The sequence below is a fragment of the Pseudomonas sp. NFXW11 genome (assembly GCF_049887815.1).
In the GTDB taxonomy this organism is placed as follows: Bacteria; Pseudomonadota; Gammaproteobacteria; order Pseudomonadales; family Pseudomonadaceae; genus Aquipseudomonas.
Genome location: NZ_JAGEKI010000028.1, coordinates 18,293 through 37,862, shown reverse-complemented (window position 1 = coordinate 37,862; position 19,570 = coordinate 18,293). Strand labels below are relative to the sequence as shown.

Genomic DNA, 19,570 nt, shown 5'->3' with positions numbered 1-19,570 from the left:
CCCCATGCCGCGGTTTTCGCGGGCCGCAGGATTGTCGCCGATTCTGCAAAGGTCTGTTGCAGCGCCAGGTAATTTACTTAGCAAGCTAACAAAATATATAACGGAGTCCTGCACACGCCTTGCTGCAGATCAACAGAGATTGGAGCTAGCAGATGACTGTAAAAGTGACTGAACGCGACGATTCACATAAATCCCATGAAGGCGTAGCCGCGGGCATACGGATCTGGGATGTGCATCAGCAGGACATGCTGGTGGGCATGTTCCACTCCGAGAGCGAAGCCCACAGCTACAAGGCCGAACTGGAAAAACTCGAGCAATACCGCGCCGGCCAGGGCTCCTGAGCCCGAGCCTGCGCAGGGGTACCGGGATCTCCACGCGGATCCCCGCCCCACCCAAATGAAAAACCCCGCATAAGCGGGGTTGTTCGTTACTGGGGGCTTACCACATCAGATCGTCTGGAATCTGATAGGCCGCGTACGGATCGTCCTCGTCCGGGGCCTCGGTAGGGGTATTGAGCTGGACGATGCGGCTCGGATCGCGCTCCTGGATCTTCAGCGCTGCCTCCCGTGGAATCACCTCATAACCGCCGCCATGATGGACGATGGCCAGGGAGCCACTGCTGAGCTTGTTACGCATCAGGGTGTTCACCGACAGACGCTTGACCTTCTTGTCGTCGACGAAGTTGTAGTAGTCCTCGGTGGTCAGCTTGGGCAGCCGCGACACTTCGATCAGTTGCTTGATCTGCGCCGCACGAGCCTTCTGCTCGGCCTTCTCCTGCAGCTGGCGATTGAGCTCCTGGTCGCGCTTGACCTTCTCGGCCATGGCTTCCTGGGCGGCGCGCTGCCGGGAGTCATCGAGTTCGATCTGCCCCTTGTGGGCCAGACGCTGCTGCTTCTGCTTGTCCTTGCCGACCTGCTTGGCCTGCTTTTGGTTGACCAGCCCTGCTTTGAGCAACTGGTCGCGAAGGGAAAGGCTCATGGTACTCACTCATTCGGGCTGCGGCTGGAACCACAGCTGGGCATATTCTTTTCCTGACGCTTGGCTTCGCCCCACAGGGCGTCCAATTCTTCGAGGGTGCAATCTTCCATGGGACGGGCAGTGTCGCGCAATGCCTGTTCGATAAATCGAAAGCGCCGGTCGAACTTGGCATTGGCGCCGCGCAGTGCGGTTTCCGGATCGACCTTGAGGTGCCTGGCCAGGTTAACCACGACAAACAGCAGATCGCCGATCTCCTCGCCGATTGCCGCCGGGTCGTTGTCGGCCATGGCCTCCAGCACTTCGTCCAGTTCCTCGCGCACCTTGTCCACCACCGGCAGGGCTTCCGGCCAGTCGAAGCCGACCTGGGCCGCGCGCTTCTGCAACTTGGCAGCGCGGGACAACGCCGGCAAGGCAGCGGGCACGTCATCGAGCAGGGACAACTGCTGGGGGGCGTCGGACTTTTCTGCCCGCTCCTCGGCCTTGATCTGCTCCCAACGCTCCTTGACCTGATCTTCATTCAGCCGCGGCGTATCCAGCGGCGCATGCAGGTCGCCGGTGGGGAACACATGGGGATGGCGCCGGATCAACTTGCGGGTGATGCCATCCACCACCCCGGCGAACTCGAAGCGCCCCTCTTCCCGGGCCAGCTGGCTGTAATACACCACCTGGAACAGCAAGTCCCCCAGCTCGCCCGGCAAGTGCTCGAAGTCACCGCGCTCGATGGCGTCGGCCACTTCATAGGCCTCCTCCAGGGTATGGGGGACGATGCTCGCGTAATTTTGCTTGAGGTCCCAGGGGCAGCCATATTGCGGGTCCCGCAGGCGCGCCATGAGGTGAAGCAGGTCGTCAAGGCTGTACATCGGTTGGTCCATTCTCTACAGGCATCACGGGGTGCGGTTGCGGCGGGTCTCGATGATGTTCGGCAGCTGGGAGATTCGCCCCAGCAGACGCCCCAGGGCGTCCAGTCCCGGAATCTCGATGGTCAGGGACATCAGCGCAGTGTTGTCCTCCTTGTTCGAGCGGGTGTTGACCGCCAGCACGTTGATCCGCTCGTTGAGCAGCACCTGGGACACATCACGCAGCAGACCGGAACGGTCGTAGGCGCGAATGATGATGTCCACCGGGTAGGTCTGCACCGGCACCGGCCCCCAACTGACCTGGATGATCCGCTCCGGCTCGCGCCCGGCCAGTTGCAGCACCGAGGCGCAGTCCTGGCGGTGAATACTCACACCGCGGCCCTGGGTGATGTAGCCGACGATCGCATCCCCCGGCAATGGCTGGCAGCAACCGGCCATCTGGGTCATCAGGTTGCCCACGCCCTGGATCTGGATATCGCCACGCTTGCCCGGCTTGTAGCCGGTGGCCTTGCGTGGAATCAGCTCCAACTGCTCGTTGCCGCGCTCCGGCTCCACCAGTTGCTGGGCCAGGTTGACCAGTTGCGCCAGGCGCAAGTCGCCAGCACCGAGGGCGGCGAACATGTCCTCGGCGGTCTTCATGTTGGCTTTATCCGCCAGCTTGTCGAAGTCCACCTGCGGCAGGTCGAGACGGTTCAGTTCGCGTTCCAGCAGGGTCTTGCCGGCGGCGACGTTCTGATCGCGCGCCTGCAGCTTGAACCAGTGGACGATCTTCGCCCGGGCCCGGGATGTGGTGACGTAGCCCAGGTTGGGGTTGAGCCAGTCACGGCTCGGGGTGCCGTGCTTGCTGGTGATGATCTCCACCTGCTCACCGGTCTGCAGGCTGTAGTTGAGCGGCACGATACGCCCGTTGATCTTCGCGCCCCGGCAGTTGTGGCCGATCTCGGTGTGTACCCGGTAGGCGAAGTCCAGCGGCGTGGCGCCCTTGGGCAGGTCGATGGCATGGCCGTCGGGGGTGAAGATATAGACCCGGTCCGGCTCGATATCCACCCGCAACTGCTCGGCCAGGCCGCCGATATCCCCCAGCTCCTCGTGCCATTCCAGCACTTGGCGCAGCCAGGAAATCTTCTCTTCGTAATGGTTGGAACCGGACTTGACGTCGGTGCCCTTGTACTTCCAGTGGGCGCAAACCCCGAGCTCGGCTTCTTCGTGCATGGCGTGGGTGCGGATCTGCACTTCCAGCACCTTGCCCTCGGGGCCGATCACCGCAGTGTGCAGCGAGCGGTAGCCGTTTTCCTTGGGGTTGGCGATGTAGTCGTCGAATTCCTTGGGAATGTGCCGCCACAGGGTGTGCACTATGCCCAGCGCGGTGTAGCAGTCGCGCATTTCCGGCACCAGCACCCGCACCGCGCGCACATCGTAGATCTGGCTGAACTCCAGGCCCTTGCGCTGCATTTTGCGCCAGATGGAATAGATGTGCTTGGCCCGCCCGCTGATGTCGGCGTTGACCCCGGTGGCCTGCAGCTCGTTCTGCAGCTGGTTCATCACATCGGAAATGAAGCGCTCGCGATCCAGCCGCCGCTCATGCAGCAGCTTGGCGATCTGCTTGTATTGTTCGGGCTCCAGGTAACGGAAAGACAGGTCTTCCAGTTCCCACTTGATATGGCCGATGCCCAGGCGGTGAGCCAGGGGCGCGTAGATATCGAAGACCTCCCGGGCCACCCGGTTGCGCTTCTCTTCGTCGCCGCTCTTCACCGCACGAATGGCGCAGGTACGCTCGGCCAGCTTGATCAGCGCCACGCGCACGTCGTCGACCATGGCCACCAGCATCTTGCGCAGGTTTTCCACCTGGGTCTGGCTGCCCAGCACCAGCGACTGACGAGGGCTGAGACTGGCGGTGATGGCCGCCATGCGCTGCACACCCTCGATCAGCTTGGCCACCACCGGGCCGAACTGCTGGCTGACCGCCGGCAACGGGATTTGCCCTTCGCGAACGCCACGGTAAAGCACCGCGGCGACCAGGGAATCCTGATCCAGCTTGAGGTCGGCGAGGATCTCGGCGATCTCCAGGCCCGTGCTGAAACTCGATGCGTCCTCGGTGCTCTGGCCCTTGGTCGCGATGTATTTCAATTCGGCCTCGCGAGCGAACTCGCAGGCTTGCTTCAAGGCTTCACGATCCAGGGCGATATCGACGCTGACCGTGTGATCGAGCCATGCCTCGAGATTGATACTGCCGTCGGTGTTGATCGGCTGGTGCGCTCTCACCTGTACCATCTTTGCTTTACCTTCCCTACGACGCACATTCAATGCGTCAAATCGCTGATCTTCAACCCTCAGGCGCGGCTCGCAGGGCCAGCGAGCCACAACTGAAAGACCAGTCGGATTAGACAAGCCATCCTAGCTCGCTTCGAATAACGCCATGGCCTCGACATGCGCCGTCTGAGGAAACATATCGAGGATCCCGGCACGTTTTAACCTGTAGCCCTGCTTGATCAGTTCGACCGTGTCACGAGCCAGGGTTGCCGGATTGCACGACACATAGACCAACCGTTTGGCCCCCAGGTTCGCCAACTGCCGAACCACCTCGAAAGCACCGTCGCGAGGTGGGTCCAAGAGTACCGCAGAAAAGCCTTCGCCGACCCACTCGGCGACACTCAGGGGTTGGGATAAATCGGCTTGAAAAAAGCGCGTGTTATGCAAATTGTTGCTGGCTGCATTGTCCGCGGCGCGCGCCACCATGGTCGCCACCCCTTCCACGGCCACCACTTCCCGCACTTGCCGAGCCAGCGGCAAAGCAAAGTTGCCCAGGCCGCAGAACAGATCCAGCACCCGCTCCTGGGCTTGCGGCGCCAGCCACTCCAGGGCCTGGGCCACCATCGCCTCATTGACCCCGGCATTGACCTGGACGAAATCGCCCGGGCGATAAGCCAGCTGCAGATCCCATTGCTCCAGGCGATAACCCAGGGCCTGTGCCGGATCGAATGGCTGTGGCCCGTCTTCACCGTGCAGCCAGAGTTGCGCCTGGTGGAAGTCGCAGAAGTCCTTGAGGATCGCCAGGTCGTCTGCCGGCAACGGCGCCATATGCCGCAACAGCAAGGCCAGGGCCGAGCCGCTGAACAGTTCCACATGCCCCAGGGCCTGTGGCTTGCTCAGGCGCCGCAGCATCGCCGGCAAGCGCGTCATGATCGGCTGCAAGGCCTGTACCAGCACCGGGCAATCATCGATGGCGACTATGTCCTGGCTGCTGGCGGCGCGGAAGCCGACTTCCAGCCGCTTGCCCTTGGCATCCCAGCGCACGGCCACCCGGGCCCGGCGCCGATAGCCGAATTCCGGCCCGCTCAGGGGCGCCGCCCAGGCCTCGGGTTCGACCCCGGCCACCTTGGACAGTTGCTCGGCGAGCATGCGCTGTTTCAGGGCAAGCTGTTCGGCATGGGGCAAGTGCTGGACGCTGCAACCGCCACAACGCCCGGCGTGGGCGCAGGCTGGCGCACGGCGCAACTCGCTGGCGCTGAAAATCCGCTCGGCACGGGCCTCCACCACTTTGCCATGGGCGCCCAGCACTCGCGCCTCGACTTCTTCGCCGGCCAGGGCACCGCTGACAAACCAGGTACGACCCTCAACGAAGGCGATGCCGCGACCGTCATTGGCCAAACGCTGGATGCTCAGGCGCTGCTTCTTGCCCACGGGAACCTGGGGCGCCCGGCTGCCGCCCGCAGGCTGGAAGCGCAGGCCTCTTTCGTGCTTAGCCATCAGTTGGGCGCATCGAAAATGCCGGTCGACAGGTATCGATCGCCACGATCGCAGATGATCGCGACCATCACTGCATTCTCCACTTCCCGGGACAGGCGCAGCATCGCCGCCACCGCACCACCGGAGGACACGCCGCAGAAAATGCCTTCTTCCCGGGCCAGACGCCGGGTCACGTCTTCGGCTTCGCTCTGGGCCATGTCGACGATGCGATCGACCCGGCTGGCCTGATAGATCTTCGGCAGGTATTCCTCGGGCCAGCGGCGAATGCCGGGAATGGCCGAGCCTTCCATGGGTTGCAGGCCGACGATCTGGATCTCGGGGTTCTGCTCCTTGAGGTAGCGCGAGGTGCCCATGATGGTGCCGGTGGTGCCCATCGAGCTGATGAAATGGGTGATGCTGCCCTGGGTCTGGCGCCAGATTTCCGGGCCGGTACCGCTGTAGTGAGCCTCGGGATTGTCGCCATTGGCGAACTGGTCGAGTACCTTGCCGCGGCCTTCGGCCTGCATCCGCTCGGCCAGGTCGCGAGCGCCTTCCATGCCCTCTTCCTGGCTCACCAGGATCAGCTCGGCGCCATAGGCGGTCATCGCCGCCTTGCGCTCGGCGCTGGAGTTGTCGGGCATGATCAGGACCATCTTGTAGCCCTTGATCGCCGCAGCCATGGCCAGAGCGATACCGGTGTTACCCGAGGTCGCCTCGATCAGGGTGTCGCCGGCCTGGATCTGCCCGCGCAGTTCGGCGCGGGTGATCATCGACAGTGCCGGACGGTCCTTGACCGAACCCGCCGGGTTGTTGCCCTCGAGCTTGAGCAGCAGGGTGTTGCTGGTGGCGCCAGGCAGGCGCTGCAAACGAACCAGCGGGGTGTTGCCGACGCAATCGGCGATGGTTGGGTACTGCAAGGTCATGGCGTATTCGCAATCCAGACTGCGGGGGCGCCTATCATACCGGCAAACGCCCTGGCGCCATATCACGCAAAGTGCGGGCCTTATGGCTTATTGGCATAAGCAATGGACAGGCGCCTTTCAGGCCCCCAACAGGCGCAAATGGATGCGCAAGCCCTGGGCAGTGTTCTGTGCCCACAGCTGCCCGCCCTGACGCACCACCGCATTGCGCGCGATGCTCAGGCCCAGGCCGAAACCGCCGTCTCCCGGACGCGAGCCATCGAGGCGGATAAAGGGGGCAAAGATCCGCTCTAGGTCCTCTTCGGATACCCCCGGCCCCTGGTCGTCCAGCCACAGGTGCCAATACTTGCCATCGCGTTGTCCGCCAAGGGTGACCCGGGCGCCGGCCGGCGAGTGGCGGATGGCATTGCGCAGGATGTTCTCCAGCGCTTGGGCCAGGCTATTGAGGTGCCCGCGCACCCAGCAATCGGCCGCCAGCTCGCAGCACAGCTGCTCGCACGCCCAGCCGCTTTCGAAGCAGGCATTCTCGCTGAGCATTTCCCACAGCGCCTGGACCTGGATCTGCTCCTGGGGCAAGGGCGCGCGCTCGGCATCCAGCCAGGCCAGTTGCAGGCTGTCTTCCACCAGACGCTGCATGCCGTCGATTTCCCGCGCCAGGCGCTCGCGCAGGGCGCCCGAATCCTGCTCGCTGTCACAGGCCACCCGCAGGCGGCTCAATGGCGTGCGCAACTCATGGGACAGGTCGCGCAGCAACTGCTGCTGCACCGCCACCGTGCTTTGCAGGCGCTCGGACATCTGGTCGAAGGCCCGCCCCAACTCGCCAAGCTCGTCCTTGCGCTGGGTAGTCTCGGAGGACAGGCGCACATTCAACTGCTCAGCGCGCCAGGCATTGGCCTGCTCGCGCAACTGCTTGAGCGGCACCACCAGCAAGCGATACAGACCGACACAGAGCAACAAGGTGAACAGCCCGGGAATCACCCCATTGGTCATCAACCGCCAGAACAATCGATAGCGGCCGGGCATAAAGCGTTGCGGCAACTCGATCACCAGGCTGCCGGCGGAAGGGTCTTCGGGAAAGGGAACCTTCAGCCAGGGCAGGCCTTGACTGTGCCGGCTCACCGGCCAGTCGGCACCGCGCAGGAAGGTCAGGCGCTGGGCTTCGATCCAGTTCAACGGGCGGCTGCTCAAGGATTGCAGGTCGCTGCCAATGACCCCGACCCAGGTCGTCTCGCGAGCGGCCATCTGCTGCACCCAGGCATCTACACCGCCGCTCTGGCCGCGCTTCCAGGCCTGTTCCGCTTCGCTGGCGTACTGGCCGAGGGTGGCCCGAGCCTCGTCGGAGAGATAGAGGTTCTTCTGCTCCACATAGCGGCCCCAGGACCAGCTGAGCCAGATCATCAGCAAGCAGAACGCCACCAGCAGACACGCCAGCTTCCAGAACAGCGAGTGCCGCCCGGGCAGTTCAGGCCAGCTCATCGCCGGCACTCAGTACATAACCCTTGCCCCACACGGTGCGCAGCTCTCGCTCGATGTAGCCCAACGCCTTGAGCTTGCGACGGATCTGGCTGACATGCATATCCAGGCTGCGGTCATGGGCTGCGTAGCCACGCTGCAGCACGTGCTGATAAAGGAAGGCCTTGCTCAACACTTCGTCGGCGCTGCGGTGCAGGGTTTCCAGCAATCTGTATTCGCTGCGGGTCAGGCCGGCCCATTGCTCGGCAAAGCACACATCGCACAGTTCGTCGTCGAAACGCAGGTTCTGCAGCGTGCTGCTTGGTGCCGGCGGAGTCGGCCGACGGTCCAGGGCCACCCGGCGCAGGATGGCTTCGATGCGTACCCGCAACTCGGCCATGCTGAAGGGCTTGGGCAGGTAATCGTCGGCCCCCAGGCGAAAACCGCTGATGCGGTCGGCCTCGGCGCCCAGGGCCGACATCAGCAGCACCGGCGTGGAATGGCTCTGGCGCAAGTGGGTCAGCACAGCCAGACCATCCATTCCAGGCAACAAGATGTCCATCAGCACCACATCGAAGGGCTGTTGCCGGGCAACACCCAAGCCTTCCTGGCCATTGCGGCACCAGGTCACGGCAAAGCCGCAACGCTCAAGTTGCTCGTGGACATAGGCACCGAGCACAGGGTCGTCTTCGATAGTGAGGATACGGGGAGGCTCAACAGATACGGGATTCATTGGCTTGTGCAAGTGATTCTCAGTTGAGCGATTATTCAAGATTGCCCCGAGCGCGGCAACCAATGCCTTGGTCGCAGTCGCACTATCGCCCTCGCAGCTGTCGGCCGCCGCCGCGCAATTTGCCAGGATCAGCTTCCGGCAAATCGTTACACTGCGCAGGTGGCGCATCACGGACGTGCCCGTCGACCTATCAAAATCGCGTGGAAGCAGGAGAGTTGCGTGCTCAAGAAACTGGGAATCAAAGGCCGCGTACTGTTGCTGACCTTGTTGCCCACCAGCCTCATGGCCCTGGTGCTGGGCGGTTATTTCACCTGGATGCAGCTCTCGGACCTGCAGACCCAACTGCTGCAACGTGGCGAAATGATCGCCGAACAGCTGGCCTCCCTGGTGGCTCCGGCCATGGGCAACCGCAACAGCCAGATGCTCGAGCGCATCGCCACCCAGGCCCTGGAACAACAGGACGTACGCGCGGTGTCGCTGCTGGCCCCGGACCGCACGCTGATGGCCCATGCCGGGCCGAGCATGCTCAACCCGGCGCCCAGCGGTAATGGCACCCACATGCTGCAACGCAGCGGTAGCGATGCCACGCGCTATCAATTGCCAGTCTTCGGCCGCCATCGCAACCTGGCGGGCGACCTGATTCCCGATGAATCCGACCGCTTGCTGGGCTGGGTCGAACTGGAGCTGTCCCACAGCGGCATGTTGCTGCGTGGTTACCGCAGCCTGTTCGCCAGCCTGCTGTTGATCGCCGCGGGCCTGGCCGGCACTGCCCTGCTGGCGGTACGCATGGGGCGCACCATCAACAACCCGCTGACCCAGATCAAACAGGCGGTGGCGCAACTCAAGGACGGCAACCTGGAAACCCGCCTGCCGCCCCTGGGCAGCCAGGAACTGGACGAGCTGGCCTCGGGCATCAACCGCATGGCCAGCACCCTGCAGAATGCCCAGGAAGAATTGCAGCACAGCATCGACCAGGCCACCGAAGACGTGCGCCAGAACCTGGAGACCATCGAGATCCAGAACATCGAGCTGGACCTGGCGCGCAAGGAGGCCCTGGAGGCCAGCCGGATCAAGTCGGAGTTCCTGGCCAACATGAGCCACGAGATCCGCACTCCGCTCAACGGCATTCTCGGCTTCACCCACCTGTTGCAGAAAAGCGAACTCACTCCGCGCCAACTGGATTACCTGGGCACCATCGAGAAATCCGCCGACAGCCTGCTGGGCATCATCAACGAGATCCTCGACTTCTCGAAGATCGAGGCCGGCAAGCTGGTGCTCGACAGCATTCCCTTCAACCTGCGGGACTTGCTCCAGGACACCCTGACCATCCTCGCCCCGGCGGCCCACGCCAAGCAGCTGGAACTGGTGAGCCTGGTCTATCGCGATACACCGCTGTCGCTGGTGGGCGACCCGTTGCGGCTCAAGCAGATCCTCACCAACCTGGTGAGCAATGCCATCAAGTTCACCCGCGAAGGCACCATCGTCGCCCGGGCCATGCTGGAAGAAGAGCACGAAGACAGCGTGCAACTGCGCATCAGCATCCAGGACACCGGCATCGGCCTGTCGAACCAGGATGTGCGCGCCCTGTTCCAGGCCTTCAGCCAAGCCGACAACTCGCTGTCGCGGCAACCCGGCGGCACTGGCCTGGGGCTGGTGATCTCCAAGCGCCTGATCGAGCAGATGGGCGGCGAGATCGGCGTCGACAGCACCCCAGGCGAAGGCTCGGAATTCTGGATCAGCCTGAGCCTGCCGAAAACTCGTGACGATGCCGAGGACCTGCCCGGCCCGCCGCTTCTGGGACGCCGTGTGGCGGTGCTGGAAAATCACGAACTGGCGCGCCAGGCCCTGCAACACCAGTTGGAAGACTGCGGCCTGGAGGTAACCCCGTTCAACACCCTGGAGGCCCTGACCAATGGCATTACCGGGGTGCACCAGAGCGATCAGGCAATCGATCTGGCGGTACTGGGCATCACCACCAACGACATGTCCCCGGAACGCCTGAGCCAGCACATATGGGACCTGGAACACCTGGGCTGCAAGGTCCTGGTGCTGTGCCCCACCACTGAACAGACGCTGTTCCACCTCTCAGTGCCCAACCCCCACAGCCAGTTGCAGGCCAAGCCGGCCTGCACCCGCAAGTTGCGCCGCGCCCTGTCCGACCTGGTCACCCCGCGCCGTCCGCGCAGCGAGCCCGAGGAAAACCTCTCCAGCCGCGCCCCGCGCGTGCTCTGTGTCGATGACAACCCGGCCAATCTGCTGCTGATCCAGACCCTGCTGGAAGACATGGGCGCCAAGGTGCTGGCGGTGGACAACGGCTACGCAGCATTGAACGCGATCCAGAACGAGCCCTTCGACCTGGTGATGATGGACGTGCAAATGCCCGGCATGGATGGCCGACAAAGCACCGAGGCGATCCGCCAGTGGGAAAGCGAGCGCCACGGTACCCCGCTGCCCATAGTCGCCCTGACCGCACACGCCATGGCCAACGAAAAACGCGCCCTGCTGCAAAGCGGCATGGACGACTACCTGACCAAGCCCATCAGCGAGCGGCAACTGGCCCAGGTGGTGCTGAAGTGGACCGGGCTGGCCCTGCGCAACCAGGGCCCGGAGCGGGCCAGCGACCGCCCGGAACTGGGCCTGGAACTGCAAGTGCTGGACCAGGACGAAGGCCTGCGCCTGGCTGCCGGCAAGGCTGACCTGGCGGCGGACATGCTGGCCATGTTGCTCGCCTCGCTGGAGGCCGATCGCGAGGCGATCAACGCAGCAAGGGCCGCCAATGACCAGAGCGCGCTGATCGAACGGGTACACCGCCTGCATGGCGCCACCCGTTACTGTGGCGTACCGCAATTGCGCGCCGCCTGCCAACGCAGCGAAACCCTGCTCAAGCAGGAAGACGCCAAGGCGTTCGCCGCCCTCGACGAACTGGAGCACGCCATCAACCGCCTGGCCAGCGAGGCGCGGATCAACGCCTGACCCAGGGCAATACCTGCCCGGCGCCCGGCCTGCATGCTGGGCGCCCCGAACAAGGAAACCAGCATGCGCACCCTTCTTTTCAGCAGCCAGAACTACGACCGTGAGAGCTTTCTCGGCGCCCCGCTGCCAGCGGGCATCGAACTGCAGTTCCAGGCCGCGCGCCTGAGCCTGGATACCGTGGCCCTGGCCGAACGCCATGAAGTGGTCTGTGCCTTTATCAACGACGACCTCAGCGCTCCGGTCCTGGAACAACTGGCCGCTGGCGGCACTCGGCTGATCGCCCTGCGCTCGGCCGGTTACAACCATGTCGACCTGGCTGCGGCCCAGCGCCTGGGACTGGATGTGGTACGGGTGCCGGCCTACTCCCCGCACGCCGTGGCCGAGCATGCGGTGGCCCTGATCCTGGCACTCAATCGACGCCTGCATCGGGCCTACAACCGTACCCGTGAAGGCGACTTCACCCTGCACGGCCTGACGGGCTTCGACCTGGTGGGCAAGACCGTGGGCATCGTCGGCACCGGACAGATCGGCGCCACCTTCGCCCGCATCATGGCCGGTTTCGGCTGCCAGCTGCTGGCCTACGACCCCTACCCCAACCCTGCAGTGGAAGCCCTCGGCGCCCGCTACCTGAGCCTGCCGGAGCTCCTGGCGCAATCGCAGATCATCAGCCTGCACTGCCCGCTTACCGACGAAAGCCGCTACCTGATCAACCAGGACAGCCTGGCGCACATGCAGCCCGGGGCGATGCTGATCAACACTGGGCGCGGCGGCCTGGTGGATACCCCGGCGCTGATCGAGGCGCTGAAAAGCGGCCAACTGGGCTACCTGGGCCTGGACGTCTATGAAGAGGAGGCCCAACTGTTCTTCGAGGACCGTTCCGACCTGCCGCTGCAGGACGACGTGCTGGCCAGGTTGCTGACCTTCCCCAATGTGATAGTCACCGCGCACCAGGCCTTCCTCACCCACGAAGCCCTGGCGGCCATCGCCGACACCACCTTGCACAACATCGCCAGTTGGGCCGCGGGCCAACCGCAGAACCGGGTACAGGGCTGAAACCTATGCGGCGGCCTGATCGAAGGTCGCCTGCCCGCACGCAGCGGCGCCAGGGCCCGTGCTAGCATACGCGGCAGATTTGGAGGACCCATGGTCGAACACGATTTCCGCTACACCCTGATGAACCCGCAACACACCCTGATCGAATGCCGCGCCCTGGTGCCAGGCCGCTACCAGGTCACCGGCAATGGTGGCTCGATCCGCACCGACGACGTACTGCTGGTCACCCTCAAGGGCAGCAAGGACCTGTCCATGCGCCTGACGGTGGACACCGTGCGCCACCTGATCAATCCCGTCGGCCAATGGGTCGCCGTAGCCCGTGGCCCGGTGTTTGGCGAGCTGGCGATTCATCAATGGCAAGTCAACTGCGACAGCTGCGCCGCCACCCTGGACTTCGAGTTCGCGGTGGATGCCAAGCTCGGCAGCAAGGCGCAGAAGCCTGCCGCCAGCGCTCGCATCGCCGAACTGGGCTGGAACAGCGAAGGCGAACGCCATCTGTGCCCGAAATGCCAGCAGGCCGGCCAATGAAACAGCTGATACTGGTGGCGGCGCTGGGGGCCGGCCTGCTGGGCTGCGCCGCCGAGCCGCTGCAGTTGCAGCAGGAGCGCAGCTACGTGCTGGAATGGATTGGCGAGCGTCCGCTGATCGACTACAGCCACCTGACCATCACCTTGGGCGAAGACGGCCGCGCCTATGGCAATGGCGGCTGCAACCACTGGTTCGCGCCTTACACCCTGGATGGCCAGAAACTCAGCTTCGGCAAGGTTGGCAGCACCCGCAAGCTCTGCGCCCCGGCGCTGATGGAGCAGGAGCGGCGCTTCCTCCAGGCCCTGGAGGGCGTCGAGCGCTGGGATGTCTCGCCGATCGAGCAAGTGCGCTTCTGGCCTGCCGAGGGCAAGTCGCTGCGCTGGTGGCTGGAGGAAGGCTGATAGAGCCTGAAGCCCGCTGCAGTAGCGGTGATCAGTGATCGCCGCTCCTGCATTAGCGCACCATCAGTGCCCGCGCAGGACCTGGAGCCGCTCCAGTACGCCGGCGGCGGTCTGCTCACCCAGCAGTTGCTCACGCACCTTGCCCTTGTCATCGATGATGTAGGTCACCGGCAGCGCCTCGCTGCGGGGCAGGTCGAAGATTTGCGCCGGATTCTGCGCCAATACGCTGAACTTGATCCCCAGCTTCTCGCTGGCGGCCTTGAGCTCCTCGCCCTGCACATTGTCGAAATTGACCCCGAATACCGACACCGACTGCCCCTTGAGCTGTTCGTTCAAGGCATTCAACTCAGGAATTTCAGTGCGGCAAGGCCCGCACCATTCCGCCCAGTAGTTGAGCACCAGCCATTGTTTGTCGAGGCGCTCGGCGGCGACTTTCTGGCCATACTGATCGACCCCGTAGTCATTGCCGCAGCCGCCCAGCAGCAGGCTCATGAAAATCGCCAGTGCTGCTGCCCATTGCCTTGCCATGCCGTGTTCCTTGTCTGAAAAATGATCGATGACCCTGGTTGCTGCGACCTATCGACTCCCAAGGTTCAGCAGAACCCGTCGCGCGGGTAGAATAGCCGCCACCTTACGCAAGATGCGACCCGCACATGACCGATCTGACGCTTTATCACAACCCGCGCTGCTCGAAATCCCGCGGTGCGCTGGAACTCCTGGAACAACGCGGCCTGGCCCCTACCCTGGTGCGCTACCTGGAAACCCCACTCAACGCCGCCCAATTGCGCAGCCTGCTGGCCAAGCTTGGCCTTGGCGCGCGACAACTGCTGCGCACCGGCGAAGACGAGTACAAAGCCCTCAACCTGGCCGACAGCAGCCTCAGCGAAGAGCAACTGATCGACGCCATGGTCCAGCACCCGAAACTCATGGAGCGGCCGATCCTCGAAGCCGGGAACAAGGCCATCATCGGCCGGCCGCCAGAGAAGGTGCTGGAGATCCTGCCTTGAGCACGCCCTATATCCTGGTGCTGTATTACAGCCGCAACGGCTCCACCAACGAGATGGCCCGGCAGATCGCCCGCGGGGTCGAGCAGGCCGGGCTGGAAGCGCGCCTGCGCACCGTCCCGGCGATCTCCAGCGAATGCGAGGCCGTGGCGCCCAGCATCCCCGACAGCGGCGCGCTGTATGCCAGCCTCGATGATCTCAAGCACTGCTCGGGCCTGGCCCTGGGCAGCCCGACCCGTTTCGGCAACATGGCGGCGCCGTTGAAGTACTTTCTCGACGGCACCAGCAACCTGTGGCTGACCGGCGCCCTGGTGGGCAAGCCGGCCGGGGTTTTCACCTCCACCGCCAGCCTGCACGGCGGCCAGGAAGCCACCCTGCTGTCGATGATGCTGCCATTGCTGCACCACGGCATGCTGATCACTGGCCTGCCCTACAGCGAGTCGGCGCTGCTGGAAACCCGCGGCGGCGGCACCCCTTACGGCGCCAGCCATCATGCCGGGGCAGACGGCAAGAGCCCGCTGGATGAACATGAAATCGCCCTGTGCCGAGCCCTGGGCCTGCGCCTGGCGAAAACCGCACAACGACTGGAGAACGGCCGTGGCTAGGAAGCCGAAGATTCTCCCGGCAGTGGAATGGCTGCAACCTCGGGTGCGAGTGGCACGGGTGCTTAGCCTGGTGTGTTTTTTCGCCCTGGTGGGGCTGCTCTGCGGCTACTACTTGCTGGTGGCCGACCTGCACGGCGCCCGCCCCTGGGTGATCCTGCTGATCGAACTGGTACCGCTGTTGCTGATGGCGCCCGGCATGCTCAGCGGCAGTGCTCGCGGCCACTCGTGGATGTGTTTCGTGGTCAACCTGTACTTCATCAAGGGCGCCCTGGCTGCCTACGACCCGAACCGCCAGCTGTTCGGCCTGCTGGAGATGCTCGCCAGCCTGGCGGTGTTCACTTCGGCGTTGCTCTACGTGCGCTGGCGCTTCCAGCTCAACCGTAAGCTGGCCGGCGAAGGCGCCAGCCCGGCCTGACCTCAACCTCGCCGAATCGACCTGGAGCAGGTATGCACGATTACAAATGGCTGAATGAATACTGTCTCAACCGCTTCGGTTCCGCCGCGGCCCTGGAAGCCATGCTACCGACACCGGCCAGCCCGGATCAGCTGCGCGCAATGAGCGCCGATCGCTATCTCTCGACCCTGGCCTTGCGGGTGTTTCGCGCCGGGCTCAAGCACAGCCTGGTGGACGCCAAGTGGCCGGCCTTCGAGGAGGTGTTCTTCGGTTTCGACCCGCACAAGGTGGTGTTGATGGGGGCCGAGCACCTGGAACGGCTGATGCAGGACACGCGGATCATCCGCCACCTGGGCAAGCTCAAGAGCGTACCGCGCAACGCCCAGATGATGCTCGATGTGGAGCGCGAACACGGTAGTTTCGGGGCCTTTATCGCTGACTGGCCGGGGCAGGACATCACCGGGCTCTGGCAGTATCTGGCCAAGCACGGCAACCAGATGGGCGGCCTTTCGGCCCCGCGCTACCTGCGAATGGTGGGCAAGGACACCTTCATACCCAGCTATGACGTGGTGGCGGCGCTCAACGCGCAGAAGATCGTCGACAAGGCACCCAACAGCAAGCGTGACCAGGCCCTGGTGCAGGACGCATTCAACCAGTGGCAGGCAGAAAGCGGCCGTCCGCTGTGCCAGCTCTCGGCCATGCTGGCCTATACCGTCAATCACTGACGTCCCGCCTCCCGAGTCTCGCCCCTGCTCTTTCTGAACAGGGGTGAAGCTCGTACTGCACAACCCCGCCAAGCTGACAATCAGCTGAACTGAATGCGGGGTTTTTTCATTGGCGTTTTTTTATCGGATAAAGTTCTGCGCCTAACGCAGGAACGATAAAGACGATTGGGCAACAACCCGCCATATAGACAGCCAGAGTCGCGAACTAGGCACTGTTCAGGCCAACAACCTGAACAGCAGCTGTCCGGCCTTGAAATATTCACTGTCGCCCATTCGTTTTTTTCACATTGCTTTCACCCGACATGAACTTGGCCCGCTTTAAATTGGCTGAAACCGCAGCTTGGGCCAATAAACCGCCTACTCTTTCTCAGAACAACAGCTGCCACCCGCATGACCCGCCCCCCCAATTCTGTTCAGGTAAGCGACGTGATCAAAACTGCTGAACCCGACATCGGCACCAAGCGCCCACGGCTTTCCCGCCCCCGGAAGATCATGCTGACCGCAAGCGCACTGCTCCTGACCCTGGTCGTCAGCGGTTTCGTGCTGTGGCCGGGTACGCCGCTGGACCTGGGTATGGGCAACCAACTGCAACAAGTCGGTTTCTACCACCACTGGCAAAACGGCGAGGTGATCGCCCTGGTGCGTCATGCCGAGCGTTGCGATCGCTCCGACAACCCCTGCCTGGGGGCTGCAGACGGTATCACCCAAGCTGGAAGCCAGGTCGCAAGCGACCTCGGGCATGCCTTCCGCACCCTGGGCATGGCCTCTGCCGATATCATCAGCAGCCCAGCGACCCGCACCCTGCAAACTTCGCAATTCATGTTCCAGCAGCCGGTACAGACTCAAGACTGGTTGAGCAACTGTGATGAGCACTTCCAGGACGCGATCAAGAGCCACAAATCCGCACGGCGCAATCTGGTGCTGGTCACCCATAGCGGCTGTATCAGCAAGCTGGAAAGCCGGCTGGGCTTCGAACATGCCCTGGCCAGCGAATATGCCAGCTCACTGTTCGTCACCCTGAACGCAGAGGGTCGCCTGCAAGTTCTCGGCATTATGAACGCCCGGAACTGGCAACAAGCTCTTGATCGTCCGCACAAGTAAGTTGTAACTATTTTTAACAACATACCAACAGACTTTAACCCGCCAACCAACAACTTCCGGGTTAATTAATTGACTTTATTAAAACCTGTACTAATAGAGAACGGATGCTGGCATTTGCAACAGACTGCTAGCCTAACAATCGATCAGCAGAACCTGAAACTAGTGGCAACTTTAAGTAGCAGCCATTAGGCCAATGCTGAGCACTTCATCAGCACATTCTGATGCAACTGACGCCACCGGCTATCCGTAGATGACTTCGAGGACAGAAATGCACCGCACCTTACCGCCCCAGGCTTATGGAACAAGCGCCACGCCGTCCGGCTACTCAATGGGTGGAAGTACGACCGGCATCATCCAGCGCTGGGCACTGTTGTTTCTGCTGCTGGCCTTCGGTCTGTTCTATCTGCTGCCACTGACGGCCCACGGCTTATGGATTCCCGATGAAACCCGCTACGCGCAAATCAGCCAGGAGATGCTGCTGCGAGGCGACTGGGTGGCGCCGCATTTCATGGGCATCCGCTATTTCGAGAAACCCATTGCCGGCTACTGGATGATCGCCATCGGCCAGGCGCTGTTTGGCGACAACCTGTTCGGCGTGCGCATTGCCTCGGCGGTGAGCACCGGCCTCAGTGTGCTGTTGGCCTACCTGATTACCCAGCGGATGTGGGGCGAGCGCTCCAAGAGCCTGGCCGCCGCCTTGCTGTATATGAGCTTTGGCCTGATTGCCGGGCAGGCCGGTTACTCCAACCTCGACCCGCAATTCACCCTGTGGGTCAACCTGAGCCTGGTGGCCCTGTGGTTCGCCCTGGACAGCCGCAGCACTCGTGGCCGACTGCTGAGCTGGGCGGCCCTGGGCGCCGCCTGCGGCATGGGCTTCATGACCAAAGGGTTCCTGGCCTGGCTGCTGCCGGTACTGATCGCCCTGCCCTACATGCTCTGGCAACGCCGCTTTGGTGAGCTGCTGCGCTACGGGCTGGTTGCGGTGCTGGTGGCCATTGGCATCAGCCTGCCCTGGGTATTGAGCATCCATGCCCACGAAACGGATTTCTGGCGTTTCTTCTTCTGGCATGAGCACATCCGCCGCTTTGCCGCCGAAAATGCCCAGCACACCCGCCCCTGGTGGTTCTACCTGCCGCTGCTGGTGGCCTCGAGCCTGCCCTGGGCGGCCCTGCTGCCAGGCACGCTGATCCAGGCCTGGAAGGACAAGCGCCAGCCCGCCAGCGGCTTCCTGCTGCTGTGGCTGGTACTGCCGCTGGTGTTCTTCAGCCTCAGCCGCGGCAAGCTGCCGACCTACATCATGCCCTGCCTGTTGCCCTTGGCCGTGCTGATGGGCAATGCCCTGATCGAGCGGATCAAGGCCGCCAAGACCCGGGAAATCCGCCTCAACAGCCTGCTCAACCTGCTGCTTGGCGTCGGTGCACTGGTGGCGTTGGTGGTGATCCAGTTCACCCGGCCGGTGTATGGCCACACGGAAATGCTCAGCCTGTCGCTGGTGTTCATCATGCTGATGGGCTGGATCATCGCCAATCTGTTGCCACTCTCCAAACCGCTGCACTACTGGGCGGCACCGGCCCTGGGCATCTGGCTGCTGGTGGCCCTGCTGCCGGCGGGCATGCCGGCACTGATCGTGCACGACAAGATGCCGGACCAGTTCATCAAGGAGCACCTGGAGGAGCTCAAGCAGGCCAAGACCCTGCTGAGCAATGACCTGGGCGCGGCCTCGGCCCTGGCCTGGCGCCTGCAGCGACCGGAAGTGTCGCTGTACAACACCGAGGGCGAATTGAAATATGGCCTGGCTTATCCTGACTCGGTTCAGCGCAAGGTCGACATGAGCACTATCAGCCAATGGATGACCGATGCACGCAAACAAGGGCCGGTCGGCGTGGTGATGCGGGTCAAGGACGTGGTCGAGAATCAGGAAGTGGCGCTGCTGCCGCCGGGTGGCAAGCGTTACGAGGAAGGCAATATGCTGATCCTGATCCTGCCCGCGCTGCAGCCCTGATCCCTACCGCCCCTGTGGCCACAGACAGCGTCAGCGTCGACCCCGGTTGATCCTGACGCTTTTTTTCCAGCGAACATGGCGGACCACCGCCGACCTGCCTCCCGCCCACGGAACTCCA

19 protein-coding genes are annotated in these 19,570 nt (G+C 63.3%); 11 read left to right on the top strand and 8 right to left on the bottom strand.

Annotation, left to right across the window (positions count from 1 at the left end; translation table 11 throughout):
- Positions 1-152: 152 nt before the first annotated feature.
- On the top strand, positions 153-341 hold the full coding sequence (locus J4P02_RS29140; protein ID WP_426196934.1) for a hypothetical protein: 189 nt from the start codon (positions 153-155) through the stop codon (positions 339-341).
- Positions 342-438: 97 nt separating this feature from the next.
- Here J4P02_RS29140 and J4P02_RS29135 read toward each other — a convergent pair whose 3' ends face one another.
- The 7 genes from J4P02_RS29135 to J4P02_RS29105 all read right to left on the bottom strand — a co-directional run bounded on the left by J4P02_RS29135 (position 439) and on the right by J4P02_RS29105 (position 8,666).
- The gene (locus J4P02_RS29135) at positions 439-978 is read right to left on the bottom strand and encodes a DUF2058 domain-containing protein (protein WP_426196932.1); all 540 of its coding nucleotides are present in this window, start codon (positions 976-978) and stop codon (positions 439-441) included.
- 5 nt (positions 979-983) lie between these two features.
- Complete coding sequence (mazG, locus tag J4P02_RS29130; protein WP_426196930.1) at positions 984-1,838, bottom strand: nucleoside triphosphate pyrophosphohydrolase; 855 nt, start codon at positions 1,836-1,838, stop codon at positions 984-986.
- A 24-nt stretch (positions 1,839-1,862) separates the two neighbouring features.
- A complete protein-coding gene (gene relA, locus J4P02_RS29125; RefSeq protein ID WP_426196928.1) occupies positions 1,863-4,106 on the bottom strand; it encodes a GTP diphosphokinase in 2,244 nt (747 codons plus the stop codon).
- A gap of 123 nt (positions 4,107-4,229) precedes the next feature.
- Positions 4,230-5,582 (bottom strand): 23S rRNA (uracil(1939)-C(5))-methyltransferase RlmD, encoded by a 1,353-nt coding sequence (gene rlmD / locus J4P02_RS29120; RefSeq protein ID WP_426196926.1) that lies wholly within the window; start codon positions 5,580-5,582, stop codon positions 4,230-4,232.
- Positions 5,582-6,484: a cysteine synthase CysM gene (gene cysM, locus J4P02_RS29115; protein WP_426196924.1), complete on the bottom strand. Its 903-nt coding sequence runs from the start codon at positions 6,482-6,484 to the stop codon at positions 5,582-5,584. The genes rlmD and cysM overlap by 1 nt, the downstream gene beginning before the upstream one ends.
- Before the next feature lie 117 nt (positions 6,485-6,601).
- On the bottom strand, positions 6,602-7,957 hold the full coding sequence (locus J4P02_RS29110) for a histidine kinase sensor domain-containing protein (protein WP_426196922.1): 1,356 nt from the start codon (positions 7,955-7,957) through the stop codon (positions 6,602-6,604).
- Positions 7,944-8,666 (bottom strand): response regulator transcription factor, encoded by a 723-nt coding sequence (locus tag J4P02_RS29105; protein WP_426196920.1) that lies wholly within the window; start codon positions 8,664-8,666, stop codon positions 7,944-7,946. The genes J4P02_RS29110 and J4P02_RS29105 overlap by 14 nt, the downstream gene beginning before the upstream one ends.
- 219 nt (positions 8,667-8,885) lie before the next feature.
- Between J4P02_RS29105 and J4P02_RS29100 the strand changes: the two genes are divergently transcribed.
- From J4P02_RS29100 to J4P02_RS29085, 4 genes are all read left to right on the top strand, one after another.
- Entirely contained in the window at positions 8,886-11,639 is a 2,754-nt protein-coding gene (locus J4P02_RS29100) for a response regulator (RefSeq protein WP_426196918.1), read from the top strand.
- A 63-nt stretch (positions 11,640-11,702) separates the two neighbouring features.
- Positions 11,703-12,692, top strand: coding sequence for a 2-hydroxyacid dehydrogenase (locus tag J4P02_RS29095; RefSeq protein WP_426196916.1), 990 nt, complete (start codon positions 11,703-11,705; stop codon positions 12,690-12,692).
- 90 nt (positions 12,693-12,782) lie between these two features.
- Positions 12,783-13,220 carry a hypothetical protein gene (locus tag J4P02_RS29090; RefSeq protein ID WP_426196914.1) on the top strand — a complete coding sequence of 146 codons (438 nt, stop codon included), beginning with the start codon at positions 12,783-12,785 and terminating at the stop codon, positions 13,218-13,220.
- Positions 13,217-13,621: an META domain-containing protein gene (locus J4P02_RS29085; RefSeq protein ID WP_426196912.1), complete on the top strand. Its 405-nt coding sequence runs from the start codon at positions 13,217-13,219 to the stop codon at positions 13,619-13,621. Before J4P02_RS29090 ends, J4P02_RS29085 begins: the two co-directional genes overlap by 4 nt.
- A gap of 63 nt (positions 13,622-13,684) precedes the next feature.
- On the opposite strand, the gene J4P02_RS29080 is transcribed toward J4P02_RS29085, so the two are convergent.
- The gene (locus tag J4P02_RS29080) at positions 13,685-14,149 is read right to left on the bottom strand and encodes a TlpA disulfide reductase family protein (protein ID WP_426196910.1); all 465 of its coding nucleotides are present in this window, start codon (positions 14,147-14,149) and stop codon (positions 13,685-13,687) included.
- A gap of 125 nt (positions 14,150-14,274) precedes the next feature.
- Here J4P02_RS29080 and arsC point away from each other — a divergent pair, with 125 nt between their 5' ends.
- The 6 genes from arsC to arnT all read left to right on the top strand — a co-directional run bounded on the left by arsC (position 14,275) and on the right by arnT (position 19,452).
- Positions 14,275-14,628 carry an arsenate reductase (glutaredoxin) gene (arsC, locus tag J4P02_RS29075; protein WP_426196908.1) on the top strand — a complete coding sequence of 118 codons (354 nt, stop codon included), beginning with the start codon at positions 14,275-14,277 and terminating at the stop codon, positions 14,626-14,628.
- Positions 14,625-15,230 (top strand): NAD(P)H:quinone oxidoreductase, encoded by a 606-nt coding sequence (gene wrbA / locus J4P02_RS29070; protein WP_426196905.1) that lies wholly within the window; start codon positions 14,625-14,627, stop codon positions 15,228-15,230. The genes arsC and wrbA overlap by 4 nt, the downstream gene beginning before the upstream one ends.
- Complete coding sequence (locus tag J4P02_RS29065) at positions 15,223-15,645, top strand: DUF2069 domain-containing protein (protein WP_426196903.1); 423 nt, start codon at positions 15,223-15,225, stop codon at positions 15,643-15,645. The genes wrbA and J4P02_RS29065 overlap by 8 nt, the downstream gene beginning before the upstream one ends.
- 32 nt (positions 15,646-15,677) lie before the next feature.
- On the top strand, positions 15,678-16,349 hold the full coding sequence (locus J4P02_RS29060) for a DNA-3-methyladenine glycosylase I (RefSeq protein ID WP_426196901.1): 672 nt from the start codon (positions 15,678-15,680) through the stop codon (positions 16,347-16,349).
- Between the two features lie 492 nt (positions 16,350-16,841).
- Positions 16,842-17,450, top strand: coding sequence for a histidine phosphatase family protein (locus tag J4P02_RS29055; RefSeq protein WP_426196899.1), 609 nt, complete (start codon positions 16,842-16,844; stop codon positions 17,448-17,450).
- 328 nt (positions 17,451-17,778) lie between these two features.
- Entirely contained in the window at positions 17,779-19,452 is a 1,674-nt protein-coding gene (gene arnT, locus J4P02_RS29050) for a lipid IV(A) 4-amino-4-deoxy-L-arabinosyltransferase (protein WP_426196897.1), read from the top strand.
- Positions 19,453-19,570 lie beyond the last annotated feature (118 nt).